20 protein-coding genes, 1 pseudogene and 1 riboswitch are annotated in these 24,491 nt (G+C 73.8%); of the genes and pseudogenes, 9 read left to right on the top strand and 12 right to left on the bottom strand.

The window, feature by feature from the left end:
* The first annotated feature begins 255 nt into the window (after window positions 1-255).
* Window positions 256-756: a GNAT family N-acetyltransferase gene (locus AB0411_RS35470; protein ID WP_366421358.1), complete on the top strand. Its 501-nt coding sequence runs from the start codon at window positions 256-258 to the stop codon at window positions 754-756.
* 485 nt (window positions 757-1,241) lie between these two features.
* Here AB0411_RS35470 and AB0411_RS35465 read toward each other — a convergent pair whose 3' ends face one another.
* The 3 genes from AB0411_RS35465 to thiO form a co-directional block, all read right to left on the bottom strand.
* Complete coding sequence (locus AB0411_RS35465; protein ID WP_403150765.1) at window positions 1,242-1,982, bottom strand: thiazole synthase; 741 nt, start codon at window positions 1,980-1,982, stop codon at window positions 1,242-1,244.
* Between the two features lie 123 nt (window positions 1,983-2,105).
* Window positions 2,106-2,333, bottom strand: a complete 228-nt coding sequence (gene thiS, locus AB0411_RS35460; RefSeq protein WP_366421356.1) for a sulfur carrier protein ThiS — start codon at window positions 2,331-2,333, stop codon at window positions 2,106-2,108.
* Entirely contained in the window at window positions 2,330-3,553 is a 1,224-nt protein-coding gene (thiO, locus tag AB0411_RS35455; protein WP_366421355.1) for a glycine oxidase ThiO, read from the bottom strand. The genes thiS and thiO overlap by 4 nt, the downstream gene beginning before the upstream one ends.
* Window positions 3,551-3,662: riboswitch (TPP riboswitch) on the bottom strand. It overlaps the preceding gene by 3 nt.
* Window positions 3,663-3,818: 156 nt before the next feature.
* On the opposite strand from thiO, the gene AB0411_RS35450 reads away from it, so the two are divergent.
* The 5 genes from AB0411_RS35450 to AB0411_RS35430 all read left to right on the top strand — a co-directional run bounded on the left by AB0411_RS35450 (window position 3,819) and on the right by AB0411_RS35430 (window position 8,676).
* Window positions 3,819-5,060 (top strand): NAD(P)/FAD-dependent oxidoreductase, encoded by a 1,242-nt coding sequence (locus AB0411_RS35450; protein ID WP_366421354.1) that lies wholly within the window; start codon window positions 3,819-3,821, stop codon window positions 5,058-5,060.
* Between the two features lie 127 nt (window positions 5,061-5,187).
* Window positions 5,188-5,553 carry an Rv2175c family DNA-binding protein gene (locus AB0411_RS35445; RefSeq protein ID WP_042162000.1) on the top strand — a complete coding sequence of 122 codons (366 nt, stop codon included), beginning with the start codon at window positions 5,188-5,190 and terminating at the stop codon, window positions 5,551-5,553.
* A gap of 119 nt (window positions 5,554-5,672) precedes the next feature.
* The gene (gene thiE, locus AB0411_RS35440) at window positions 5,673-6,323 is read left to right on the top strand and encodes a thiamine phosphate synthase (protein WP_366421353.1); all 651 of its coding nucleotides are present in this window, start codon (window positions 5,673-5,675) and stop codon (window positions 6,321-6,323) included.
* A 190-nt stretch (window positions 6,324-6,513) separates the two neighbouring features.
* Window positions 6,514-7,431 (top strand): methylenetetrahydrofolate reductase [NAD(P)H], encoded by a 918-nt coding sequence (gene metF / locus AB0411_RS35435; RefSeq protein WP_366421352.1) that lies wholly within the window; start codon window positions 6,514-6,516, stop codon window positions 7,429-7,431.
* A gap of 36 nt (window positions 7,432-7,467) precedes the next feature.
* Window positions 7,468-8,676, top strand: coding sequence for a hypothetical protein (locus AB0411_RS35430; RefSeq protein ID WP_366421351.1), 1,209 nt, complete (start codon window positions 7,468-7,470; stop codon window positions 8,674-8,676).
* 76 nt (window positions 8,677-8,752) lie between these two features.
* Here the strand turns inward: AB0411_RS35430 and AB0411_RS35425 are convergent, their stop codons facing one another.
* The 5 genes and pseudogenes from AB0411_RS35425 to AB0411_RS35405 form a co-directional block, all read right to left on the bottom strand.
* On the bottom strand, window positions 8,753-10,270 hold the full coding sequence (locus AB0411_RS35425; protein ID WP_366421350.1) for a phytoene desaturase family protein: 1,518 nt from the start codon (window positions 10,268-10,270) through the stop codon (window positions 8,753-8,755).
* A 91-nt stretch (window positions 10,271-10,361) separates the two neighbouring features.
* The gene (locus tag AB0411_RS35420; protein ID WP_366421349.1) at window positions 10,362-10,982 is read right to left on the bottom strand and encodes a DUF4126 domain-containing protein; all 621 of its coding nucleotides are present in this window, start codon (window positions 10,980-10,982) and stop codon (window positions 10,362-10,364) included.
* Window positions 10,983-11,353: 371 nt separating this feature from the next.
* Window positions 11,354-11,968 (bottom strand): TetR/AcrR family transcriptional regulator, encoded by a 615-nt coding sequence (locus tag AB0411_RS35415; RefSeq protein WP_366421348.1) that lies wholly within the window; start codon window positions 11,966-11,968, stop codon window positions 11,354-11,356.
* Between the two features lie 137 nt (window positions 11,969-12,105).
* Window positions 12,106-14,313, bottom strand: a complete 2,208-nt coding sequence (locus AB0411_RS35410) for a YhgE/Pip domain-containing protein (RefSeq protein ID WP_366421347.1) — start codon at window positions 14,311-14,313, stop codon at window positions 12,106-12,108.
* Window positions 14,314-14,590: 277 nt separating this feature from the next.
* Window positions 14,591-15,493 (bottom strand): annotated as a pseudogene (locus tag AB0411_RS35405) (ATP-binding cassette domain-containing protein); the annotation flags it as partial.
* A gap of 226 nt (window positions 15,494-15,719) precedes the next feature.
* Here AB0411_RS35405 and AB0411_RS35400 point away from each other — a divergent pair.
* The 3 genes from AB0411_RS35400 (at window position 15,720) to AB0411_RS35390 (ending at window position 18,100) form a co-directional block, all read left to right on the top strand.
* Complete coding sequence (locus tag AB0411_RS35400; RefSeq protein ID WP_366421346.1) at window positions 15,720-16,205, top strand: SAV_6107 family HEPN domain-containing protein; 486 nt, start codon at window positions 15,720-15,722, stop codon at window positions 16,203-16,205.
* 472 nt (window positions 16,206-16,677) lie between these two features.
* Complete coding sequence (locus AB0411_RS35395) at window positions 16,678-17,433, top strand: methyltransferase (protein WP_366421345.1); 756 nt, start codon at window positions 16,678-16,680, stop codon at window positions 17,431-17,433.
* A gap of 259 nt (window positions 17,434-17,692) precedes the next feature.
* Window positions 17,693-18,100, top strand: a complete 408-nt coding sequence (locus AB0411_RS35390) for a DUF3040 domain-containing protein (RefSeq protein WP_260638350.1) — start codon at window positions 17,693-17,695, stop codon at window positions 18,098-18,100.
* A gap of 480 nt (window positions 18,101-18,580) precedes the next feature.
* Here the strand turns inward: AB0411_RS35390 and AB0411_RS35385 are convergent, their stop codons facing one another.
* The 4 genes from AB0411_RS35385 to AB0411_RS35370 form a co-directional block, all read right to left on the bottom strand.
* A complete protein-coding gene (locus AB0411_RS35385) occupies window positions 18,581-21,022 on the bottom strand; it encodes a transglutaminaseTgpA domain-containing protein (RefSeq protein WP_366421344.1) in 2,442 nt (813 codons plus the stop codon).
* Between the two features lie 121 nt (window positions 21,023-21,143).
* A complete protein-coding gene (locus tag AB0411_RS35380; protein ID WP_366421343.1) occupies window positions 21,144-22,532 on the bottom strand; it encodes a DUF58 domain-containing protein in 1,389 nt (462 codons plus the stop codon).
* A complete protein-coding gene (locus AB0411_RS35375; RefSeq protein WP_403150568.1) occupies window positions 22,532-23,605 on the bottom strand; it encodes an AAA family ATPase in 1,074 nt (357 codons plus the stop codon). Before AB0411_RS35375 ends, AB0411_RS35380 begins: the two co-directional genes overlap by 1 nt.
* Before the next feature lie 232 nt (window positions 23,606-23,837).
* Complete coding sequence (locus AB0411_RS35370) at window positions 23,838-24,398, bottom strand: beta-class carbonic anhydrase (RefSeq protein WP_366421342.1); 561 nt, start codon at window positions 24,396-24,398, stop codon at window positions 23,838-23,840.
* Window positions 24,399-24,491: the final 93 nt, after the last annotated feature.

Raw genomic sequence — 24,491 nt, 5'->3', positions numbered from 1 at the left:
GGCGGCGGGCGGGTCCGCTGCGCGGGGCTGTCGGGTGCCGGTGACGGGCCTGCGCGGGTGGGTGTCCGGACTGCTTCGCTTTACGTCCGGACACCCACCCGCTCCGGCCCGTCCCCTCCCGTTGGGGGTGGGAGAAAAGGCCGGTGGGGGTGCATCCGGTACTCCAGCCGTAGAGCCTTGAGTGCCTGGCCTCGGGGCTGTCCCGGTGGCGGAAACCCGGGTGGCCGCGGCGCGCTCTCCGGGTACGGTCGGGCAGTGCCCGAGTTGAAGCGGCTGCGTGCCGACGAAGCCCCCGCGGTCCTGGCCTTCGAGCTGGCGAACCGCGCCTACTTCGCCGCCTCGGTCTCCGACCGCGGTGACGAGTTCTTCGAGCGGTTCGCCGACCGGTACAGCGCCCTGCTGGCCGAGCAGGAGGCCGGCATCAGCGCCTTCTACGTGCTCGTCGCCGAGGACGGCTCGGTTCTGGGCCGGTTCAACCTGTACGACTTCGAGGACGGCACGGCTGAGCTCGGCTACAGGGTCGCCCAGCATGTCGCCGGCCGCGGTGTGGCGACCGCGACCGTTCGGGAGCTGTGCCGGCTGGCGGCGGCGCGGCACGGGCTGCGCACCCTGCGGGCGGCCACCTCCCGCGGCAATGCCGCATCCCAGAGGGTGCTTGCCAAGGCCGGGTTCGTTCCGGTCGGCCCGGCCGACCCGGTCGACCTCGGCGGAAAGGCCGGCACCTGGTACCAGCGCGACCTGGCGCTCCAGCCGTAGACCGTGATCTTGCCGGTGCCGGTGGGAGACCGACGCAGGCACCGGCACGACGACGACGGACATGCGCCCCTGACCACGCCGGTGCCGCGTCACCGGCTCGAAAGGCCGCGGGCCATCCCGCGAAAAGACTCCCCCGGAATGACCAGTAGAGCCCACACCGCTACGACCGCGGCCCGCCCCCACCCACCGTCACATACTCCCCCACGGGAGGGGACGGGCCGGAGGGGCCGGTGTGTGGGACGTAAAGCGAAGCAGTCCCACACACCGGCCCCGCAGGCCCGTCACCGCACCCACAGCCCCGCGCAGCGGACCTGGCCCGCCGCAGGCGCAACGGCGAGCGCACCCAGCCCCGCGCAGCGTCACCGCACCCACAGCCCCGCGCAGCGGACCCGCCCGCCGCAGGCGCAACGGCGAGCGCACCGCGCAGCGGGCGAAAACCGGCGAGCAACAACCACGGCGGGAAAGCCAAAAACGTGGGAGGCCCTCTAGAACGCCGGCCGCTCAGGGTCGAAGTCCGGCATTCCCTGGGTGGGGGACGACGCCAACGCGAAGTGACGTCGTGGGATGCGCCCCGCGCAATACGCCAGGCGGCCCGCCGTGACCGCGTGGCGCATGGCGGATGCCATGAGCTCGGGTTCCTGGGCGCGGGTCACGGCGGACGCCAGCATCACCGCGGCGCAGCCCAGCTCCATGGCCAGGGCGACGTCCGAGGCCGTTCCGGCGCCCGCGTCGAGGATGACGGGGACGCCGGCCCGCTCGGTGATCAGCTGGAAGTTGTGGGGGTTGCGGATGCCCAGGCCGGAGCCGATCGGCGAGCCCAGCGGCATGATCGCGGCGCAGCCCACGTCCTCCAGCTTGCGGGCCAGCACCGGATCGTCGTTGGTGTAGGGCAGCACGGTGAATCCGTCGTCGACCAGGGTCTCGGCGGCGTCCAGCAGCTCGATGGGGTCGGGCAGCAGGGTGCGCTCGTCGGCGACGACCTCCAGCTTGACCCAGTCCGTGCCGAGCGCCTCCCGGGCGAGCCGGGCCGTGAGCACGGCTTCGCCGGCGGTGAAGCAGCCCGCGGTGTTCGGCAGCACCTTGATCTTGTGCCGTTCCAGTACGGACAGCACCGAGCCCTGCACGGTCGGGTCCAGCCGCCGCATGGCGACGGTGGTCAGCTCCGTGCCGGAGGCGAGCAGGGCCCGCTCCAGGACGTCGAGGCTGGGCGCGCCGCCGGTTCCCATGATCAGGCGGGAGTCGAAGGTGGTGCCGGCGAGGGTGAGGGGGGCGCGGTCCGCGGCGGGGCCGCTGTCGGAGGCGGCGGGGTTCGTGCCCCGGAGCGTGGTGGTGTCGGGCATGTCGGCGGATCAGCCTCCCTGGACCGCGGTGAGGACCTCGACGCGGTCGCCGTCGCCGAGGGGGGTGCCTGCCCACTGGGCGCGGGGCACCACGACGTCGTTGACCGCCGCGGCCACCCCGGTGGGTGCCTGGGAGAGCGTGGCGACGAGCCGGTCGAGGGTCAGTCCGCCGGGGATCTCACGGGCCTGCCCGTTGACGGACACCGAGACGGGAGGGGTGGACGGGGCGGCGTTCATACGGGCTGCTCCTGGGGGGCACGGGTGCGCTCGGGGCCCGGGGCGGCGGGGGAGAAGCGCGCGGGGGAGAAGGGGCGGGCCTCTTCGGGGAGGAGGCCGGTGGCGAGTACCTCGGCCATCGCGTCACCGGTGACGGGGGTGAGCAGCACTCCGTTGCGGAAGTGGCCGGTGGCCAGGTGGAGGCCGGGCAGCGCGGTCGGTCCGAGCATCGGGGCGTTGTCGGGGGAGCCGGGGCGCAGCCCGGCGCAGGTCTCGACGAGCGGGAGTTCGGTGATGCCGGGGACCAGCTCGTGGGCGTCGCGCAGCAGCTCGTAGACGCCGCCGGCGGTCACGGTGGTGTCCCAGCCCAGCTCCTCGCTGGTGGCGCCGACGACCAGTTCGCCGTTCTCCCGGGGGACCAGGTAGAGCGGGCCGCCGCGGACGACCGCCCGTACGGTGCGGGAGAGGAAGGGAGGGCTGCCGGCGGGCATCTCCGGCAGCCGCAGCCGCAGGACCTGGCCCTTGACGGGGCGCACCTGCGGCAGCACCTCGTCGGGCACGCCGTCGAGCCGGCCGCTCCAGCTGCCCGCGGCCAGCACGACCTGGCCGGCCGCAACCCGGGTGCCGTCGGCGAGTTCGGCGCCGGCGGCCCGGCCGCCGTCGACCGTCAGCCGTACGGCGCGGCTCCGGTAGAAGGCCACCCCGGAGCGCTCGCAGGCGGTCACCAGCGCGCTCGCCAGCCGGCGCGGATCGACCTGGTGGTCGCCGTCCACCCGCAGACCGCCGCGCACCCCGGGGGCCAGCATCGGCTCCAGCCGCCGGCACTCGCGCCCCGTGAGCCACTGCGACTCCAGCCCCGAGCGGGTCTGCAGGGCGTGCAGGTCGCGCAGGTGGGCGCGGTCGTCGGCGTCCAGCGCGACGGCCAGGGTGCCGCACCGCCGGTGGCCGACGGTCTGGCCCGAGGCCTCCTCCAGCTCGTCGACGAAGGCGGGGTAGCGGCGTGCGGAGGCGAGATTGAGGCCGAGCAGGGTCTGCTCGCCGTAGTGGAGCTCGGTGACCGCGGCCAGCATCCCGGCCGCGACCCGGGCCGCGCCGCCGCCGGGGGAGGGGTCGGCGACCGCGGCGCTCAGCCCGCGGACGGCCGCCCGCCAAGCGGTGACCAGGCCGATGATCCCGCCGCCGATGACGAGCACATCGGGGTTCCGCGGGGTGGTGTTCGCTCGTGTGGCAGCTGTCCGCATGGGTGTCCAGCCCCTCCCTTCGCCGGCATGACCCGGATCAGGTTCGTACGGTCGGAGGCCGCCAGCCTCCCTCTCAGCCCGGTGCGTCCGGGCTCCCGCGAGTGCATGTATCCGCCACCCTAGTACGGGGCCGCGAGGCGCCGTAAGGCAGCGTCCCCGGCCTCCCGGGGGCCCGCGTCCCGGGCGGCTTCGGCGGTGACGCTGTGTCAGAGATCTCCTTGCGCGCTGCTGCGAGCCGCGTCACACCCCGTCCTAGAGTGATCGGGTGAGCGAGCAGAGCAAGTCCTCCCAGGCCCCTGACCGCACGCCGCACGTCGTGATCGCCGGCGCGGGAATCGCGGGTGTGCAGACCGCTGTCGCCCTGCGCGAACAGGGCTGGCCCGGCGCGATCACGCTGCTCGGCGACGAGCCCCACCAGCCCTACGACCGCCCGCCGCTGTCCAAGGCGGTGCTGCTGGGCAAGGCCGAGGGCTCCGCCTTCGACGTCGACTTCGCCGCGCTCGGCATCACCCTCCACCTCGGCCGCCCGGTCACCGGCCTGGTGCCGGACGCCCATGTGATCGAGACCGCCGAGGGGCCGGTCCCCTACGACTACGCGGTCCTGGCGACCGGCGCCGACCCGATCGTGCTGCCCGGCAGCGAGGGCCTGCCCGGTGTCCATCTGCTGCGCACCCTGGACGACGCCGAGCGGCTGCGGCCGGTGCTCGCCGCCCAGCACGAGATCGTGGTCGTCGGGGCCGGCTGGATCGGTGCCGAGTTCGCGACCGCGGCGCGCGAGGCGGGCTGCGCGGTCACCGTCGTCGAGGCCGCCGACCGCCCGCTGGCCGGGGCGCTGCCCGCCGAGGTCGCCGCCCACATGAGCGGCTGGTACGCGGACGCGGGCGCCGAGCTGCGCACCGGCGCCCGGGTCGCCTCCGTCACGGCGGGCGCGGTCACCCTCGACGACGGCACGGTGCTGCCCGCCGACGCGGTGGTCATCGGGATCGGCGCCCGCCCCGCGACCGGCTGGCTGGCCGGCTCCGGCGTCGAGGTCTCGCCGCGGGACGGCTCCGTCCTGGCCGACGAGCAGCTGCGCACCTCGGTGGCCGACGTCTTTGCCGTCGGCGACTGCGCCTCCTTCCCCTCCGCCCGCTACGGCGCCCGCCTGCTGATCCACCACTGGGACAACGCGCTCCAGGGCCCGCGCACGGTCGCCGAGAACATCGTCCGCGGCGAGGCGGCAGGGGTGGCCTACGACCCCGTCCCGTACTTCTGGTCGGAGCAGTTCGGCCGGTTCGTGCAGTACGTGGGGCACCACGGGGACGCCGACGAGCTGGTGTGGCGCGGCGACCCGGCCGGGGCCGCCTGGTCGGTGATCTGGCTGCGGGAGGGCCGGCTCGTCGCGCTGCTGGCCGTCGGGCGGCCGCGGGACCTCGCCCAGGGCCGCAAGCTGATCGAGCGGGGCGTGGTCCTGGACCGGGACCGGGCCGCCAACGCGTCGTTGCCGCTGAAGGTCGCGGCGCAGTAGCCGGGGGCCGGGCGCCGTGACCGGCGGTCGTCGCCCGGGTGCCCGCCGTCACCCTCCGGTGTGCAGGAAAGCCCCTGATGGCGATGCCCGGCTACCGGCTGTCAGTGTGAGGTGGCAGGCTTGTGCTGTGACCGAGATTGACGCAAACATCGATGGACTCGTCCCCGCCTGGCTCACCCTCCCCGACATCGCCGAACAGCTCGGCGTCGAGGTGACGCGCGTCCGGCAGCTGGTCAAGGAGGGCCAGCTGATCGCGGTGCGCCGCGGCGAGAACAGGGCGCTGCACGTGCCCGCCGATTTCATCAAGGACGACAAGGTGGTCAAGGGCCTCGTCGGCACCCTCACCCTCCTCAAGGACGACGGCTTCACCGACGAGGAGATGCTGGAGTGGCTGTTCACCCCGGATGAGACCCTGCCCGGCACGCCCGCCCAGGCGCTGCGCGAGAATCGCGGCACGGAGGTGAAGCGGCGGGCCCAGGCGCTCGCCGTCTGACGCCTCCGGCGCGGCCCGCGCTCCGCCGCCGGCCGCAGCAGCACCCGTAACCGCATCCGCGGGGCGTACGGACCGGAAGGCCCGGCCCGTACGCCCCCGACCTTGGGGGAAGCCGCCCGATGACCACCGCACGCCCGGCCCTGTCCGACGCCCGGCTCTACCTCTGCACGGACGCCCGCCGGCGGCAGGGCGACCTCCCGCAGTTCCTGGACGCGGTGCTCTCCTCGGGCGTGGACATCGTCCAGCTGCGGGACAAGGGCATGGAGGCCGGCGAGGAGCTCCGGCATCTGGAGGTCTTCGCGGACGCCTGCCGGCGGCACGGCAAGCTGCTCGCGGTCAACGACCGCGCGGACGTCGCCCATGCGGCGGGCAGCGACGTGCTGCATCTGGGACAGGGCGACCTGCCGGTTCCGGCCGCCCGCGCCCTGCTGGGCCAGGACGTCCTCATAGGCCGCTCCACCCACGCCGAGGCCGAGGTGGACGCCGCGCTCACCGAACCCGGCGTGGACTATTTCTGCACGGGCCCGTGCTGGCCGACCCCCACCAAGCCGGGCCGCCACGCCCCCGGCCTCGACCTGGTCCGTTACGCCGCGGCCCGCGCCCCCGAGCGCCCCTGGTTCGCGATCGGCGGGATCGACGCCGGAAATCTCGACGAGGTGCTCCGGGCCGGCGCCCGCCGGATCGTGGTGGTCCGCGCCCTCACGGAGGCGGACGACCCGGGAGCCGCGGCCGCGTCGCTGGCCAAGCGCATCCGCACCTGGGACGAGTGAGGACACCTCCGCACCGTCCCGTCCCGGCCCGCGGGGACGGGTGACGAGGATCACTGCGCACGGTGCCGGACCCCGGGCATCCGACGTCCGGGCGACCGGAACATGTCCACCCAGTGGACACCGAGCCGACCAACCAGGCATTACGCCGGACGCGGTTGGTGTGGGCCCGGCCGGTGGTTAACCTGCCGGTATGGCCCTAGGTACAGCTTCCACCAGGACTGATCGCGCGCGCACGGTGCGCGACCTGCTTGCTTCCGGTAAGCAGTCGTATTCGTTCGAGTTCGCCGCCCCCAAGACGGAGAAGGGCGAGCGGACCCTGTGGAACGCCATTCGCCGCATCGAGGCCGTCTCGCCGACCTTCGTCTCCGTGACGTACGGCGCCGGCGGCACCTCCCGTGACGGCACGGTCCGCGCCACCGAGCGCATCGCCACCGACACCACTTTGACCCCGGTCGCCCATCTGACCGCGGTCAACCACTCCACGGCCGACCTGCGCCACATCATCGGCCAGTACGCCGACGCCGGGATCCGCAACATGCTCGCGCTGCGCGGCGACCCGCCCGGCGATCCGATGGGCGAGTGGGTCAAGCACCCCGACGGCATCGGCTACGCCGCCGACCTGGTCCGCCTCATCAAGGAGTCCGGCGACTTCTGCGTAGGCGTCGCGGCCTTCCCCGAGATGCATCCGCGCTCGACGGACTGGGACACGGACGTGGCGCACTTCGTCGACAAGTGCCGCGCCGGCGCGGACTTCGCCATCACCCAGATGTTCTTCTACCCCGAGGACTACTTCCGGCTGCGGGACCGGGTTTCGGCCGCGGGTTGCTCCACGCCGATCATTCCGGAGATCATGCCGGTCACGAACGTGCGCCAGATCGAGCGGTTCGCTCAGCTCAGCAACGCGGCCTTCCCGCCCGAGCTGGCCGAGCGGATCCTCGCCGTCAAGGACGACCCGGCGGCGGTACGCTCCATTGGTATCGAGTACGCAACGGACCTGTGCGCACGCTTGATGGCCGAGGATGTTCCCGGGTTGCACTTCATTACCCTGAACCACTCCACGGCGACCCTGGAAATCTACGAGAATCTGGGACTGCACCAGCAGTCCTGATCACGGTTGCCGGCGAGCGGCGGAAGAGGGGCGTATATGGGCTGGACGGTCCTCTACATCGCGTTCGGCCTGGTCGCTCTGTGGCTGTTGGGTGAGGTCCTGCTCCAGAACAAGGCGCGGCTGCGCTGGCGGCTGCTGGCCTTCGCCGGATTCCTCGCTGTGGTCGTCGGTGTCATCATCCCGTCAATAGTCGTGATCGGGCTGGGACTTGTCGCCTTCGCCATCGGCCAGACGAACGTGACGCTGTCCTTCCGCCGCGGCTTCACCACCGGCTGGGCCCTGGGTGCCAAGCCCGGGGCCTCGCCCGAGGGCGGCCGGCGCCGCCGGGCCCGTCCCTCCGCGCCGCCGCCCGCCGAACCGACCCTGGAGGTCTCCGGCCTGGAGGCGGTGCCGCCCGGCGAGAGCATCGGCCGGTTCGACGACGGGGGCCCGGACACCTTCGAGAGCACCGGCGGCTTCCAGCGCGTGGACGCCTCCGCCGCGCGGGACACCTCCCCCGGGCAGGGCTCCTACGGCGGAGGGGGCGCCTACGGGGCGCAGGACGGCTTCGCCGGGCAGAACACCGCCGCGGGCCAGGAGGCCTTCGCCGCACAGGAGACCGTCGTCGGGCAGGGCTTCTACGCCTACGACCCCGGCGACGACTACCGCGCCCAGGACCCGTACCAGGCGCAGCAGGGCCAAGACGCCTACGCCACCCAGGCGTTCGCCGCCCCGGACGACTTCGCCCGGGCCGACACCACCGCCGTGTACGCCCCCCAGCCGATGCCCGAGGAGACCGGCCAGTACGGCGTCTACAGCCCCGACGCCCGCGGCCAGCAGCCCGGCTACGGCGGCTACGACGCCTACAACGCCTACGACACTGCCGCCGCCAACGGCGACGGCAACGGCTATGCGTACGGCGGCGGTTACGACCCGAACGGAGCCGGCCAGGACCCGTACGCCGACCCCTACGCGGCCTACGGCGACGGCCAGGGCCAGCAGGCGCCGTACGCCGACCCGTACCTCGGCGGCCAGCAGTACGCCGCGCCCTACGACCCCTATCAGCAGGCGGACCCCTACGCAGGGTCCCCCTACGCGGCGCAGCAGTACGACGCCCAGGGGCAGCCGCTCGGCCAGGGCTACGGCGAGACCCCGCCCGGTGGCGTCTGGGTCCCCCAGCAGCGCGACGGCGAACTGCCGCCCGAGCAGCAGCCCTACCCGCCCTACCAGCAGCCGGGGTACGACGGGCAGCAGTACCGCTACTGAACCGCCGGACGGGCGGGAGGGGCGGCGCCGTGACGGGGCCCGGCTCCGGGCCGCCGGGGCGGCCGGGCCGTGCCGCTCAGGTGGAGCCCTGCCAGTCGTCGCCGTTCACGATCAGGCCCGCGACGATCGCGCCGGACATTCCGGCGTGCGCCGGGCCGCCGCCCGGGTGCGACCAGCCGCCGACGGCGTAGAGCCCCGGTATGCGGGTGCGGTTGCCGGGCCGCAGGAAGCGGCCTTCCCGGCCCGCCAGCGCCGGCCCCGGCACCAGCGTGTCCGGCGTCGGCGGCAGCACCTCCCGCCACAGCACCCGCTCCCGCAGCCCGGGGACCGCGGCCTCGGCGATCTCGGTCATCCGCTCCGCCCCGGCCGCCACGGCCTCCCCGTCGCGCCAGTCGACCGGGCCCGGCGGGGCCACCGTCGCGGTGAGGGTCACCGCCTCATGTCCCTCGTCCGGCCGGGACGAGGGGTCGTCCGGCCGCAGCACCGTGACCGTGGGCCGCTCGCAGGGGGTCCGCGGCCCGGAGCCGTCGCCGAACACGCCCGCCAACTCGGCCTCGCGGTCCGGGGCATGGACCACCGTGCGGTGCACGGCGTCCGCGGGGCGCGCGCCGCGCAGCGCCAGACAGACCGTGAGCCGTCCGGTGGCCCGGTCACCCGGGCCCGGGTCGGGCCGCACGTCGTCGGCGCCCCAGGGTTCCCGGTTCCCGCAGAGCTCCACGAGGCGCACCGGATCGATGCCCGCCACCACGAACTCCGCTTCGGACACCCGGCCGTCGGCCAGCTCGACGCCCGCCGCCCGGCCGTCCTTCTCCACGATCCCGGTCACCTCCGCGCCGAAACCGAACTCCACCTTGCGCGCCAGGCAGCGCTCGTAGAGCGCGTCGGCCAGCGCCCGCATCCCGCCGCGCGGATACCAGCTCCCGAAGGTCTGCTCCATGTACGGCAGCACGGCGGCGCTCGCCGGGGCGGTGCGCGGGTCGAAGCCGTAGGCCAGCGCATGGCTCTCCAGCAGCGCGGTCAGGCGGGGGTCGGCGAGCTCGCGGCGGGCCACCTCGGCGAGCGTGGCGGTGGTGGGGCCCTTGCCCCGGCCGAAGAGCCCGCGCTTGCGCACCGCCGGATACGGATCGCGCCCCAGCACCCGCCAGTCCGGCCACAGCGGCTCCTCCAGGAGCGGCCTGCGGGTGGCGTCCCAGGCCTCGCGGGCCCGGCCCATCAACGCGCTCCAGCGTTCCCCGTGGCCCGCGCCCAGCGCCTCGTCCAGGGCCGCCAGCACCCCGGCCCGCGAGGCGTTCGGCAGCGACACGGCCGTTCCGCCGGCGAAGACATGCCGGCTCGCGGGGTCGACCTGGGACAGCTCGACGCACCGCTCCAGCGCCTCCCGGCCGGTCTTCAGGAACAGATCGCGGTAGACGGCCGGCAGATGCAGCAGACCGGGGCCCGTGTCGAAGGCGAAGCCGTCCCGTTCCCACCGCTGCAGCGCGCCGCCGTGCGTCGCGCCGCGCTCGAAGACCGCCACCCGGTGGCCCGCGACGGCCAGCCGGGCGGCGGCTGCCATCGCGCCCATCCCGGCGCCGATCACCGCAATCCGTGCCATGCCTGCGACTTTATCCGGCCCCACCGACAACGCCCGCACGGCCGGGTCCCGGCCCGGCAGCGGCGGTCCGACGGCCGGCGGCGGCCCGCCGTCAGACCGCCGGTGGCAGCGCCCCGCCCGCCGTCGCCAGCCGCTTCTCCTCGCGCCGCTGCCGGCGCCGCCGCAGGTACCGGCGGATCCGCGACCACAGGAAGACCACCAGCGCGATCCCCGCCAGCAGCAGCGTCGCCGCGATGACCGCGGCGGCCACCGGATGGAACACGGCGAACGCGATCAGCCCGGCCACGCCCAGATCCTCGGCGAGGCTCAGCACGATGTTGCTGGCGGGCTCCGGCGAGGTGTTGACCGCGATCCGGGCGCCTGCCTTGACCAGATGGCTCAGCAGCGCCGTGGAACCGCCCACCGCGCCCGCCGCCAGCTCGGGCAGCGAACCGTTCTGACCGGCCAGCAAGGCCCCCACGACGGCGCCGGCCACCGGCCGGATCACCGTGTGCACGGAGTCCCAGACCGAGTCGACGTACGGGATCTTGTCGGCGACCGCCTCGCACAGGAAGAGCAGGCCGGCGACGATCAGCACATCGGGGCGCTGCAGCGCCGCCGGCACCTCGTCGGAGACGCCGGTCGCGCCGAGCAGGCCGAAGAGCAGGACGACGGCGTAGGCGTTGATCCCGCTCGCCCAGCCACTGGTGAACACCAAGGGAAGTACGGACACGCCGGAAAGCGTAGGCCCCCGGCTGGGGAGGAGTGCTCAGGTTTGAGTATCCGTACTCAGACCCCGAGATGAGTAGGTGCGCGGATGGGCCGGCACCCGCCCGGAAGGAAGAGTGGGGACCACGGAAGGGAAGCGGCGCCGCACCGCCGACACGGGGCGGCGGAACGGCGCGGCTCCCGGACGTGACGGGGGAACACGGGGGAAGCACGGGGGAGTACGGGGGAAGCGCTGTCCTGGTCGGATCGATGGGGGAACGATCCGTGCCAGGGCAGCGCGCTTCCGTGTGCGGGCTCCGGGGGAAGAAGAGCGGTGCGCGCCGCACCCGACCGAACGGCGCGCACCGTCTTCCCTTCCCCCACAAGTGCCACCCCCTAGGAGGGCCGGCCGCTGACCCGCCCCTGGAGCAGCCGCGACAGCGCCGCGTGCACCTCGTCGATCGACCGGTCCGGCTGGTAGGACTGCCAGTCCAGGGCGGCCACCAGGACCATCCCGAACAGCGCCGACGCGGTCAGCGGGATGTCGATCTCCTCGCTCAGCTCGCCGCCCGCCACCGCCTCGCGCAGCACGCCCTCCACCACGGTGATGGCCCGCTCGCGCACCACCATCAGCGTCGACTGCCAGGCCCGGTTGGTGCGCCACAGCTCGGCGACGTAGAGCTGGGTGAGCGCCGGGTAACGGGAGATGAAGTCCAGCCCGGCCCGGATCATCGCGTCCAGCGCGTCGATCCGGCTGCCGCCCCGGCCGGTGACCTCCTCGGCGGCCGCCTGCAAGGACGTCGCCAGCATCTCGATGCCGTGCCGCAGCAGCTCTTCGAAGAGCACGTTCTTGCTCGCGAAGTTGTAGTAGACCGTGCCCTTCGCGACGCCGGCGCGCTCGGCGATCTCGTCCACCGTGGTGGACGAGAAGCCCTGTTCGGCGATGAGCGTGACCGCGGCCTCGAAGAGCTTGCGCCGGGTGGCGTCGCGGCGTGTATTGGAGCTGTCCATGGGGGCGATTGTGCCGGTCCCCGCCGATCGGTGCGCGACGCGGCGGGGGACCCCCCGGACGGATTCCGGGGGATCCTCCGGCAGGGCGGTGGTGGGCCGGCGGCACCTCCCAGTGGTAGCCGGGGGAGGGAGCGCGCTCACAGGCTCAGCTCCGGGTGGAGGTCCTTCATCCGCACCACCTGGCGGCCGCGCGCCGTCAGGGACGTCAGCACGAGCGCCCCCGCGGTGAACGCCACCAGCACCGCACTGCCCTGCCACACGGGCGCGAGCTCCCCGCCCGTGATCAGCCGGCGCAGCCCCTCCACGATGTAACTCATCGGCAGATACGGGTGGATGGCCCCGAAGAAGCCCGGACTGGTCTGCACGGGATAGGTGCCGCCCGCGGAGGTCAGCTGGAGCATCAGCAGCGCCAGCACCAGGATCCGGCCGGCCGGGCCGAACTGCGCGTTCAGCCACTGCACGATCGCCGAGAAACAGGCCGTGACCAGCACGAGGAAGCCCAGCGTGCCCGCCGCCCGAGCCATCTCCAGGCCGAGCCCGAAGTGCAGCACGGACATCAGCGCCGCGGTCTGCAACACCCCCACACCGAACACCGGCAGCCACCCCGAGACCGCCACCCGCCAGGAGGACGCGCCCATCGCCAGCGCCCGCCGGTTCAGCGGCTGGATCAGCATGTACGCCACCATGGCGCCGACCCACAGGGACAGCGGGATGAAGTACGGGGCGAACCCGGTGCCGTAGTTCGGCGCCTTGTGGGCGGCATCCGAGGCCAGCTGCACCGGGTCGGACATGACCCGGGTGCGCGCGTCGCGGTCCTTCTTGCCGTAGTCGGGGATCTGCCGCGCCCCGTCGTGCAGCCCGCCGGCCAGCTTCTGCGAGCCGTCGGAGAGCTTGAACATGCCGCCGTTCAGCGTGTGGGCGCCGTCCTTGAGGCGGCCCACACCGGAGTCGAGGTCGCCCATGCCGCTCGCGGCGCGGCCCGTACCGTCGTGCAGCGCGTACGCGCCGTCCTTGAGCTTGTCCGCGCCGGCGGCCAGCCGGGCGTTGCCCGCGGCCAGCTTGCGCGCCCCCGCGGATACCTGATGCGCCCCGTCGTTCAGATCATTGATCTTCTTCACGGCGGCATCCATGTCGGCGCCGAGCGTCGGCCCGCGCCGCGCCAGCTCGCCCGCCAGGGAGTGCAGCGTGTCCAGGTCCCGGCCCAGCTGGTCGAGGTTCTTCTCGTCGTGGACGTAGCCGCTGACCTCTTCGGCCTGGTCCGCCGCGGTGGCCGCCTGCCGGGTGAGCTGCTTCAGCTCCGTGCAGGAGGTGTCGAGCCGCACCGCGCTCTCGCAGCGCAGCCGGTAGTAGGAGGCCAGATGGTCGGACATCCCCCGGGAGAGCTTCGCCCCCGTGGACGCCGCTGCGGGAAGCTTGTCGAGGTGGTCGCGGACCGCCTGCGAACCGTCGGCGACGAGCTGCGCCGCCTCGCCGATCTCCTTGCCGTGCGCCCGGATGAAGGGCCCCACCTTGCCGACGACCCCGTTGACCGTGTCGGCCAGCTGCTGGGTCCCCTGGGCCACCTGCCCGGAACCGTCCGCCAGTTGGCGCGAGCCGTGGGCCGCGCTCCCGGCTCCCCGCGCGAGGTCGGAGCTGCCCCGGGACAGCCGCCCCGCGCCCGCGTCGAGGTCGCCCAGGCCCGCGACGAGCTTGCCGCTGCCGTCCTTCGCCGTGCCCAGGCCGTCGGCCAGTTGGCCCGCGCCGTGCCGGGCCTGCCCGATACCGTCCTTGAGGCGGTCGGCGCCGTCCGCGGCCTCTTCGGTCTTGCCGTGCAGCGTCGAGAACGACACGAAGATCTTGTCCAGGAAGGTGCGCGACGACTTCGCGGAGGCCGCGGAGCGCACCTCCGAGAACACCGTCCGGGAGATCTGCCCGACGATGTAGTTGTTCGCGTCGTTCGTCCGCACCTTGAGGGCGCCGGTCTCGGGGTGATCGCCGGAACTGGAGGCGATCCGCCGGCTGAAGTCCTTCGGGATGGACAGCGACAGGTAGTACGTGCCGTCCTCGATGCCCTTCGCGGCCTCCTCGGCATCCACGGGGTGCCAGTCGAAGGTGTGGCTGTCGGCCAGCCCGTCGACGATGCGGTCGCCGGCCGAGAGGTGCTTCCCGTCGACGGCCGCGCCCTTGTCCTCGTTGACCAGCGCCACCGGAATCTTGTCCAGCCGCCCGTACGGGTCCCAGAAGGACCACAGGTACAACGCGCCGTACAGGAGCGGCAGCAGCAGGAGAGCGGCCAGCGCGGCACGCGGCAGCTTCCCCCTCCCGAACCGCTTCAGCTCAAGCGCGGCCAGCTTCGGCGAGCGCATCGGCCGCCGCCTCCTTGTCGTGGTGGGGTCGGGGCTGCTCGTCGCCGGGTCGGGGTTGCTCGTCGGACTCGGCGGACTCATCGGACTCGGCGGACTTGGCGGGCTCGTCGGACTTGGCGGGCTTGTTGCGGGTGTTGGTCTTGGTGCCGTTGTCGTCGTTGTCGTCGTTGGCGGGCGCGGCGTCCTCGGTGCCCTTGGCGGGCGCGGAGGCCTGGGCGTCCGCGGCTGAGGCGGTGGCGGCGGTGTCGATGGCGGCGGTCAGGCCGGCCGGAGCTTCTGCGCCGCCCTGGTCGGTCGCGGCGTCCTCGGTGGGCCGGCTGTTCTTGGCGTCGGTGACCTCGGTGGCGTCGGTGGCGTCCGTGACGCCGGTGGCGTCCGTGACGCCGGTGACCTCGGTGGTGTCCGTGGAGGCCGCAGGGTCCGTGCTGGCGGGGGGAGTGCCCGGCGTGCCCTTCGGGGTGTCCCGTTCCGGGCGGCCGCCCGTGTGCACCAGCACCACGTCCTCGCCGCCCTCCGGCGGCTCGCTGCACACCGCGAGCACGGTGGTGCCGGCCGCCGCCAGGCCGCGCAGCAACTCCCAGGCCGCGGCGCGCTCGTGGTCGGACAGCTTCAGATCGGTGTCGTCGACGGCCAGCAGCCGCGGACGGCCGATCAGCGCGAGCGCCACCGAGAGCCGCAGCGCCTCCAGCCGCTCCAGATCGCGGACGGACGTACGGATCCCCTTGGGCAGCGACTCCAGGTCGAGACCGGCCGCCGCGAGCGCGGTGTCCACCTGGGCGCGGGCCTCGGCCCGGCGCTCGCGCCGCGGGCGCAGCAGCGCACGCAGCGACCCGCCGAAACGGCCCTGCAGCAGGGCGCGTTCGCGCAGGTGCTCGCCCACGGTGAGCGCGGGATCGAGCTCGGCGACCCCCGGCACATGGGCGAGAGCGGTGACGGACCGGACCGCGGCCTTCTTCTTCGGCAACGGCAGTCCGCCGATCTCGGCGGTGCCGGCGGCGGACTTCATCCGGCCCGTGAGTGCGAGCAGCAGACACGTACGGCCCGAGCCCGAAGGGCCCTGTACGGCGATCAGCGAGCCGGGCCCGGCGGTGAGGTCGATGTCCCGGAACGCCCATCCGCGGGGGCCCTTGACCCCGAATCCCGCGGCCGTGACCGCCGCCCCGTGCGGGGTGCTGTCCACGATCCCCTCCTTGAACTGACTGGTCAGTTCAAAAAGTATGCGGCATCCCACCCCACGTTCCGCAAGGGGGTGTCGTGAACCCGTCGTGGATTCGCCTCGCCCCCGTGTCCCCTTTTCCACGAAAGTGCAGGTCAATGCCGATTGTCAGTGGCGTACGTCACGATGGCTTCATACGGTCCGAATCGGCTTCGGTCCTGAACCGGCATGCGACGACAGGAGGTTCGTCATGGCAGCTCGTCCCCATGGGGGCAGCTCCGCTGCGTACGGTCCCCCGAGCGATGTCCACCCCGTCCTGCGGCGGGCGACCGCGCCACCCGCCGCCCTCGGCCTGCTCGCCCAGGCCCAGCAGGGCCTCGACGAAGCACAGACCCTGGAAACCCCCAACGAGCAGTTCGCCACGGCCCATCTGGCCGCGCTGCGCACCGCCGCCGCCGTCCTCGCGGTCCGCGGCCGGCCGGAGTCCACGGTGCGCCGCAGGCAGCGTATCCGCAGTGCCTGGGAGGTCCTCCCCGAGGTCGCACCCGAACTCGCCGAGTGGAGCGCCCTCTTCGCCGCCGGCGCCGCCCGCCGCGCAAAGGCCGAGGCGGGTATAGCCGGCGCGGCCTCCCGCCGGGACGCCGACGACCTTCTGCGCGACGCCGCCATGTTCCTGCGCCTGGTGGAGCGGATGCTGCTCCTCCAGCCGTCACTGCCGCCCCAGCGGGCGGGATAAGGAGGCCGGGACAGGAAGCGGCAAAATCGGCCGAGCGGCCGAGCGGCCGAGCGGCCGGCGGGTCACCGGGCGGCGGGGCGATGGGCCACCGGGCAACGGTGCGCAGGTCGATGGGCTGCGGGGCGATGGGGCGATGGTCCGGCGGGCCGGGCGGCGGGGCGATGAGCCGGGGACCGCCGTCTCGGCGGATCGACGGGCCGGGCGGAGCCACCGGTTGGTGGGGGAGCGCGGTGGGTGGGGTGGGTGGGGCGGGGCCCCGAGGGAGGGGAGGGAAAGGCGAAAAGCGGCTCACCGCCCGTCGCCCCCCGCCCCTGCCCCCTGCCCGTCCCCCCCGTTCGTCCCCGTCCCCGTCCCCGTCCTCGTCCGCTCCGCCACCCGGCGCTCGAACGGCTCCGTAGACGGCGGACGGCGCGGGACGGAATAGGGTGGTGGACGCCTAGACGTTCATGCCCCCGCCGAGGAGCCACCCGCCGTGTCTGACCCGCTGCGCCCCCGCGCATCCCTTCGTACCGCCGTGGTCTGGGAAGTCCTCAAGGACGCCCTGGAGCGCCGGGTCAAAGCCGCCGGGCGCGACGCCCTGGACGTCCTCGACACCGGTGGCGGGACCGGCAACTTCGCCGTGCCGGTCGCCCGCCTCGGCCACCACGTCACGGTCGTCGACCCCAGCCCCAACGCCCTCTTCGCCCTGGAGCGCCGCGCCGCGGAGGCCGGCGTCGCCGACCGGGTGCGGGCGGTGCAGGGCGACGTCCACGGACTGTTCGACGTCGTCGAGCGCGGTGGCTACGACACCGTGCTCTGCCACGGCGTACTGGAGTACGTCGACGACCCGGCCGAGGGCATCCGCAACGCCGTCGACGCCCTGCGCCCGGCCGGCACCCTCAGCCTGCTCGCGGCCGGCCTGGGCGGCGCGGTCCTCGCGCGCGCCCTCGCGGGCCACTTCACCGAGGCCCACCAGGCCCTCACCGACCCGGCCGGACGCTGGGGCGAGGGCGACCCGATGCCGCGCCGGTTCACCGCCGACCAGCTCGCCGAGCTGGTGTCCGCCACCGGACTGCAGGTCGGTGCGGTGCACGGCGTGCGGGTCTTCGCCGACCTCGTCCCCGGGGTGCTGGTCGACACCGAGCCGGGCGCCATGGAAGCCCTGCTGAAGCTCGAAGCGGCCGCCGCCGAACAGCCCGCGTTCCACTCCGTGGCCACTCAGCTGCACGTCCTCGCCGAGCGCGACTGACCCACCCGGCACACCCGGCTACCGCGTGCAGTCGGCCACAGACCACCCGATCAGCCCCTTCGCCCCGTATGATCGGGGTACGACGTTCCGGCATGGCGGACAGGCGGGTGGGGAATGCAGGCAGCATCACCACCGGTCGCCGCGGCGGCCCGGACAGTGAATTGGCGTCGAGGGGCGGGTTTCACGGGGACGATTCCCTGCCTATCCTGAAAGGGTCGCACCCCGGTCGCCCCCCGCGACCGACGAGTAGGAGGACTCCGTGCCGCTCTCGGAGCACGAGCAGCGCATGCTCGAGCAAATGGAGCGAGCGCTGTACGCCGAAGATCCCAAGTTCGCGACAGCGCTTGAGGGAAGCGGGCTGCGTACGTACACCCGGCGACGGGTCTACCAAGCGGTCGCGGGCTTCCTGGTGGGTATCGCCCTGCTCATGGCCGGCATGGTCGCGCAGCAGATCTGGATCAGCGTGGTGGGATTCCTCGTCATGCTCGGCTGCGCGGTGCTGGCGGTCACGGGCTGGCGCAAGGCTCCCAAGCACGGTGAGCAGCAGTCCGGCGCGGGTGCCGGAGGTGGTGCTCCGGCGCGCCGACAGGCCAGGCAGCGGCGCTCGATGATGAACCGCATCGAGGACCGCTGGCAGCGGCGCAGGGACGAACAGCAGGGCCACTGAGCCGACGGAGCAGGAGTCCGCCGGACCGCCTCCACCGGGTCCGGGCGGACCGTTTCTGCCGGTCCGGACGGATTGCCCCTGCTGGGGCCGGGCGGACGGTTTCTGTCGGGTCGGTCGATGCTTCGTGGATTCCCGCTCCAGCGCGTCACCGTGCCCTGCGGCAGTTAATCCGGCCTTTTGTTTCTCATTCCTTTCTTGCACTGCTTTTCCGGCTTTTCTTCGGCCGGTTTCTTCCCGTGTCTTCCCGCTCCCTCCCGTAGCTTCCGCGCAGCTTCCCGGTGGCCTTTTCCGCTGCCGCCTCTCGGTGGGTTGATCCGCGTGCCTGTCAGCGCGCCGGCGGGGATCTGATCGCTGCCGTGCCGTGCCGAGCCCGGGTTTCCGGGTGGGCAGGCCCCGGTCGTGGACAGCGGGATTCTCCGTGCGGTGGCCGCCCGGTCTCCCGGGCGGCCACCGCACGTTTTCCTGCCACATGCCTCGTGACTATGCGCGCTGACGGCCCGGCCGGAGGAAGGCCGCCGCGCGCCGTGCCGCGGCCACCGGGCGGCTGTTGCGGCACCGGAGCAGCCACGCCGTCCAGCGGGCGGACCAGGCCCAGCGGAGGCGGGCCGCGGAGCGCGGGGCGAGCTGGGCGCGCAGCCGCACCGCACGGCTCGCGCCGTCCCGCAACCCGGCCCGGACCCGGTGCACGTCCGCGGAGAGCCCGGAGGCCGGCTGCGGTTGCGGTGCGTACAGGACCTGCTCCACCGCCGCCGCGACGCGCTGCACGGCTGCTGCGGGCTCCGACGGCAGCTGCCCGAGGCGGATGATCCGCGCGGCCGCCTTGCGCGGAGTCAGCGACTCGTCCGGCGGGATGCCGAAGTCCCAGGCGGTGTCCAGCAGCTCCCGCCAGGCGGCGAGGGTGCCCGCCGCGCCGCCCCCGTCCGGGCCGTCGCCCGCCAGGCGTCGGGAGCGCATCCGCCGGCGCCACAGCAGCGGCACCGTGGGCAGCAGCAGAACGAGCGCGCCGGCCAGGCCGATGCCGACGGCCGCCCAAGGGGACGAGCCGCCCTCCGGCGGGCGGGCGCCGGGCTCCGTGGGCAGCGAGATGCAGCCCGGGGCGGAGCCGGACCGCTGCCCGTCGGGGCCGCACGACGGAGGCGCGGAGGGGTCCTCCGAGGGAGCCGTGGGCCGGGAGGGCGCGGGGGCCGGGGTGTCGGGGCCGGTCGTGCCCTGGGTGTCGGGGTACGCGTAGTCAGGGATGCTGCCGCGGCTCGGGGTCGGCTCGAAGCGGGTCCAGCCGATGCCCTGGAAGTACAGCTCGGGCCAGGCATGGGCGTCCTTCAGACCGACCGAGGTCGTGCCGTCGGGCTGCTTGGTGCCCGGGGTGAAGCCGACCGCGACCCGGGCCGGGATGCCCAGCGTCCGGGCCATCGCCGCCATCGAGAAGGAGAAGTGGACGCAGAAGCCCTCCTTCTGCCGCAGGAACCGCGCGATGGCCCCGGATCCGCTGCCCGCCCGGACGTCCGTGTTGTAGCTGAAGCCGCCGTTGACCGCGAACCAGTCCTGGAGTTTGACGGCCTTGGCGTAGGTGGTCGGTGCGCCGCGGGTGACCCGGCGGGCGGTGTCGCGTACGACGGCGGGCAGTGAGGCAGGGACCTTGGTGTACTCGCGGAGCAGGCCCGCGGGCGGCGCGGGCGCGGCGGCCAGCTGCCCGGAGGTGGGGCGTACTTGCAGGCTCTCGACCTGGTACTGCAGGCCGTGGGTGTTCTGCCCGCGGTCCCCGACGAGCGTGCGGCCCTTGGGCTCGAAGCGCCAGCGCCCGGAGATGTCCACCTTGGACGCCGGGTAGGGCAGCGGCAGCCAGTTCTGGGCGTACCACCCGGCGGTCGAGATCGAGGTGTTGATCCGGGTGAGGTCGACGGTGGAGCCGAGGCCGGGTGGTCGCGGGAGCCGCTCGGGGACGTCCGTGACGGTGCGCTCGGACGGCTTCCACGTCGTGCCGTCGAACTGGTCGAGGGCGACGATCCGCAGGTACAGATCGCGGGTGTCGGAAGCGGTCGTGCGGTAGTTGAGGACTTCCTTGTCCTCCGGCTGGTTGAGGCTGTCCTGCAGCGACACCAGCGGGTTGACCGCGGAGATCGTGCCGCCTCCGCTGCCGGGCCCCGTGCCGTTGCCGGAGCCGACCAGCAACCCGCCGTCGAGGGAGGGCAGCACGGCGGGCACCACCACGGCGAGCCCGAGCGCCAGCGCGCCGATCCGGCGGCCCGTACGCACCGGGGCGGAGGCGGGGCCGTCCGCGCCGGCGGCGAACCCCCGTCCGCCGCCCGGCCGGTCCGCTCCCTTGCCCGGCCCGCCGAACACCCGGCCCCACTGGGAGAGCCGGTCGCGGCCCTCGGCCAGCAGGAGCAGCAGGTAGCCGGCCGCCGCGATCAGGAACAGCAGCCAGCCGGCGCCGCCTTGGGACAGTCCGGCCGCCACCGAGTACAGCGCGAGCAGCGGTAGCCCGGCGGGGGCCGCGGTGCGGTAGGTGACCGCCAGCGCGTCCACGGCCAGGCCTATCACCAGTACGCCGGAAACCAGCAACAGCCGGATGCCGGGGGTCACGGGGGCGGGGATGGCGTACCGGCCGACGTCGCGTACACCGTCCTCCAGCAGCCGGCCGAACTCCGTGAGGGCGTCCGGGCCCGGCAGCAGCCCGAGGACCGCTTCGTCCCGGACGAACAGCAGGGTCATCAGGGGCACGACGGCCAGGGCCTGTACGGCGATGGTCAGCGGTCCGGCGAGCGGGACCCGGCGGGCGGCCGCGCCCACGCCGCTCATGAGGGCCAGCAGGATCGCCGCCTCGAACATCCAGGTGACCGGGTCCACCAGGGGCAGCAGTGCGCAGGCGGCGCACAGGGTGGCCACCGTCGCGCACAGCGCCAGCCGCGCCCGGCCGCTCATGCTCCTGCCCCGCTTCCCCCGGGGGCCGGGCACGGCCTGGCGGCCCGGCCACGGGGCGCGCCCGGCCCGCCGCCTGTTCGCCGCCGCCCGTCCGTCATCCGTGCGATGTCCCTGCCCCCGTTCATGTCCGGCCCCCGCTCACCGTCTTCGGCCCCGCCGCGCCCGTGTCCGCCGGCGGATGCGGCGTCGGCCCGGCACCGTCCGCGGCGGCGCGCCACAGGTCGGCGAGTGCGTCGCCGGGGACCACCGGCAGCGCCGTCCAGCCCGCCCTGCGCAGCAGCCGCAGTCGTTCGGCCACCGGGACCTGGCCCGCGGAGAACCTGATGCCGCCGGGGCCCCGCGTCCAGGCATCGCCGTCCAGTACGAAGGCGACGGCCGCGCCGCTGCGCTGCCGCATCTGTCCGGCGACCGCCGCCTGTTCCTCGTCCAGATCGCCGAAGAAAGCGATCAGCAGTCCTTCGTTGCCGCCGCGCACGGCGTCGTACGCCGCCGACAGGCCCTCTTCGTCGGAGTGGTCCACGACGGCGAGGGTGTCCAGCAGCAGGCCCACGGCGTCGGCGGATTCGGCGCCGCCCGCGAAGCCGCCGGCGCCGTCGGGGCCCGGCACCGAGGTGCCGGTGTCGGTCAGCAGCCGCACCGAGAAGCCGCGCTCCAGCAGATGCACCGCGGCCGAAGCGGCGCCCGTCACCGCCCACTCGAAGGCGGAGTCGGGGCCCGCTCCCGGGTGGGCGGTCCCGCGGGTGTCGAGCAGGACCGTGCAGCGCGCCTTCTGCGGCTGCTCCTCCCGGCGGACCATCAACTCGCCGAAGCGCGCGGTGGACCGCCAGTGGACCCGGCGCAGATCGTCGCCGTGCCGGTAGTCGCGCGGGATGAGGTCGTCCTCACCGGCCAGCGCCAGGGAGCGCTGCCGTCCGTCGCCGTACCCGGCGGCCTCGCCCGCCGGCCGCACCGGCGGCAGCGGTTCGACGCGCGGCACCACGGTGAGGGTGTCGACGGAGCTGAACGAACGGGTCAGCTCGCACATCCCGAAGGGGTCCGAGAGCCGCAGCTGCAGCGGGCCCAGCGGATAGCGTCCGCGCAGGTCGGAGCGGACGCGGTAGGAGACCTCGCGGCGGCCGCCCGCCTCGACCCGGTCCAGGACGAAGCGCGGCCGGGGACCGAGGACGTACGGCACCCGGTCCTGGAGCATCAGCACGCCCGTCGGCAGCCGGGAGATGTTCTCCACCCGCAGCCGGACCCGGGACTCGGCCGCCGCGGGCACCCGGGCGGGGGTGAGCGCACGGCTGCCCGCGACCCGGTAGCGGGTGCGGTGCAGCACCAGGACGCACACCAGCGGGAGGGCGGCGAGCAGCAGCCCGACCCGCAGCAGATCCGCCTGGCCCAGGAGGTAGGAGCACGCCACGGCGGCCACCCCGGCCGCCAGGAACGACCTGCCCCGCGTCGTCAGCCCCCCGAGGGCCGCCCGTACCCCGCTCTGCTCCGCCGTGCCCTCGTCGCCCCCCTCGGTCATCACAACCCCCGTACACCGGGCGGCTGCTGGCCGGGCAGCCGCCATGCCTGCGCGGACGGGTCGGGGACCGGGACGCGCTGCACGATCTCCCGCACGATCTGGTCGGCGGTCCGGCGGTTCAACTGGGCCTGGGCGGTGGGCAGCAGCCGGTGCGCCAGGACCGGCGCCGCCAGCGCCTGGACGTCGTCCGGGAGGGCGTACTCCCGCCCCAGGAGCGCGGCCGAGGCCTTGGCGGCGCGCAGCAGATGCAAGGTCCCCCGCGGCGAGGCGCCGAGCCGCAGCTCGGGGTGGGTGCGGGTGGCCGCGACCAGGTCGACGGTGTACCTGCGCACGGTTTCGGCGACATGGACCGAGCGCACCGCGTCGATCAGCTTCAGGATGTCGTGGGCGTGCGCGACCGGCTGGAGGTCGTCGAGCGGCGAGGCGCCGCCGTGCACGTCCAGCATCTGCAGCTCGGCCGCCGGGCTGGGGTAGCCGATCGACACCCGCGCCATGAAGCGGTCGCGCTGCGCCTCGGGGAGGGGGTAGGTGCCCTCCATCTCGACCGGGTTCTGGGTGGCGACCACCATGAAGGGGCTGGGCAGCTCGTAGGTCTGCCCGTCCATGGTGACCTGGCGCTCCTCCATGGACTCCAGGAGCGCCGACTGGGTCTTGGGCGAGGCGCGGTTGATCTCGTCGCCGATCACGATCTGGGAGAAGATCGCGCCGGGCTTGAACTCGAAGTCCCGCCTCTGCTGGTCGAAGATGCTGACGCCCGTGATGTCGGAGGGCAGCAGGTCGGGCGTGAACTGGATGCGCCGCACCGAGCAGTCGATGGAGCGGGCGAGGGCCTTGGCCAGCATGGTCTTGCCGACGCCGGGCACGTCCTCGATCAGCAGATGCCCCTCGGCCAGCAGCACGGTCAGCGCGAGCCGTACGACCTCCGGCTTGCCTTCGATCACGGCCTCCACCGACCGGTGCACACGCTCCGCGGTGGCGGTCAGATCTCCCCTTGCGCTCGGCTCCGCTCGGGCGGGGGGACCCCCATGTGCGGGGGGACCCCCAAGGCTCGCTCGTTCGTCATACGCCGTCACTCGGCCCTCCTCGGCCCCGAACCACGGGCCGATGCCCCCTTTGCGGACCGGCCCACCCCGAACGTGGCGTCCCGCCCGGCGGTTGCCGGGACGACGCCACCCCCGCATTCTTGCCGCCCGCGCGGCTTCGCGTCATGACCTGTGGATAACTCACAAGGATAAGTCCCGGCCTTCGCGACGAAACCGACTTTCCGGGCCCGCCTGCACGTCAGGCGGGCCCGGCCGGGGCGCCTCAGCCCTGCGGGTCGATCTCCCGCAGCAGCCCGGTGGTGACGTCGAAGACGAAGCCGCGGACATCGTCGGTGTGCAGGAGGAAGGGGGAGGTGCGCACCCGCTGCATGGACTGCCGTACGTCCTCGTCGAGGTCCTTGAACGCCTCGACCGCCCAGGTCGGACGCTGTCCGACCTCGGCCGCCAGGTCGTGGCGGAAGTCCTCGGTCAGGCCGAGCAGACCGCAGCCGGTGTGGTGGATGAGCACGACCGCGCGGGTGCCCAGGGCGCGCTGGCTGATGGTCAGCGACCGGATGATGTCGTCGGTGACCACGCCGCCGGCGTTACGGATGGTGTGGCAGTCGCCGAGCTCCAGGCCGAGCGCCTTGTGCAGGTCGATCCGGGCGTCCATACAGGCCACGACAGCGACCTTCTGGACGGGCCGGGCGTCCATCCCGGGGTCGGTGAAGGCATCGGCGTAGCGCCGGTTGGCCTCGACGAGACGGTCGGTGACGCTGCCGCCCGCGGAGGCGGCAGCGTGGTCGGCGGACGGGGGCAGCGGCTGCGATGCAGGTATGGACATGGATTCAAGGTAATCGCCGCCCGCCCTTCCGGCCGCACGGAAGGGCGGGCATAGGGGGCAACATCACCCCTTGTGAGGTACTCCACAGGGCTG

The organism is Streptomyces angustmyceticus (assembly GCF_040701845.1).
GTDB classification, from domain to species: domain Bacteria; phylum Actinomycetota; class Actinomycetes; order Streptomycetales; family Streptomycetaceae; genus Streptomyces; species Streptomyces angustmyceticus_A.
This window is presented reverse-complemented; position numbering and strand designations above follow the sequence as displayed.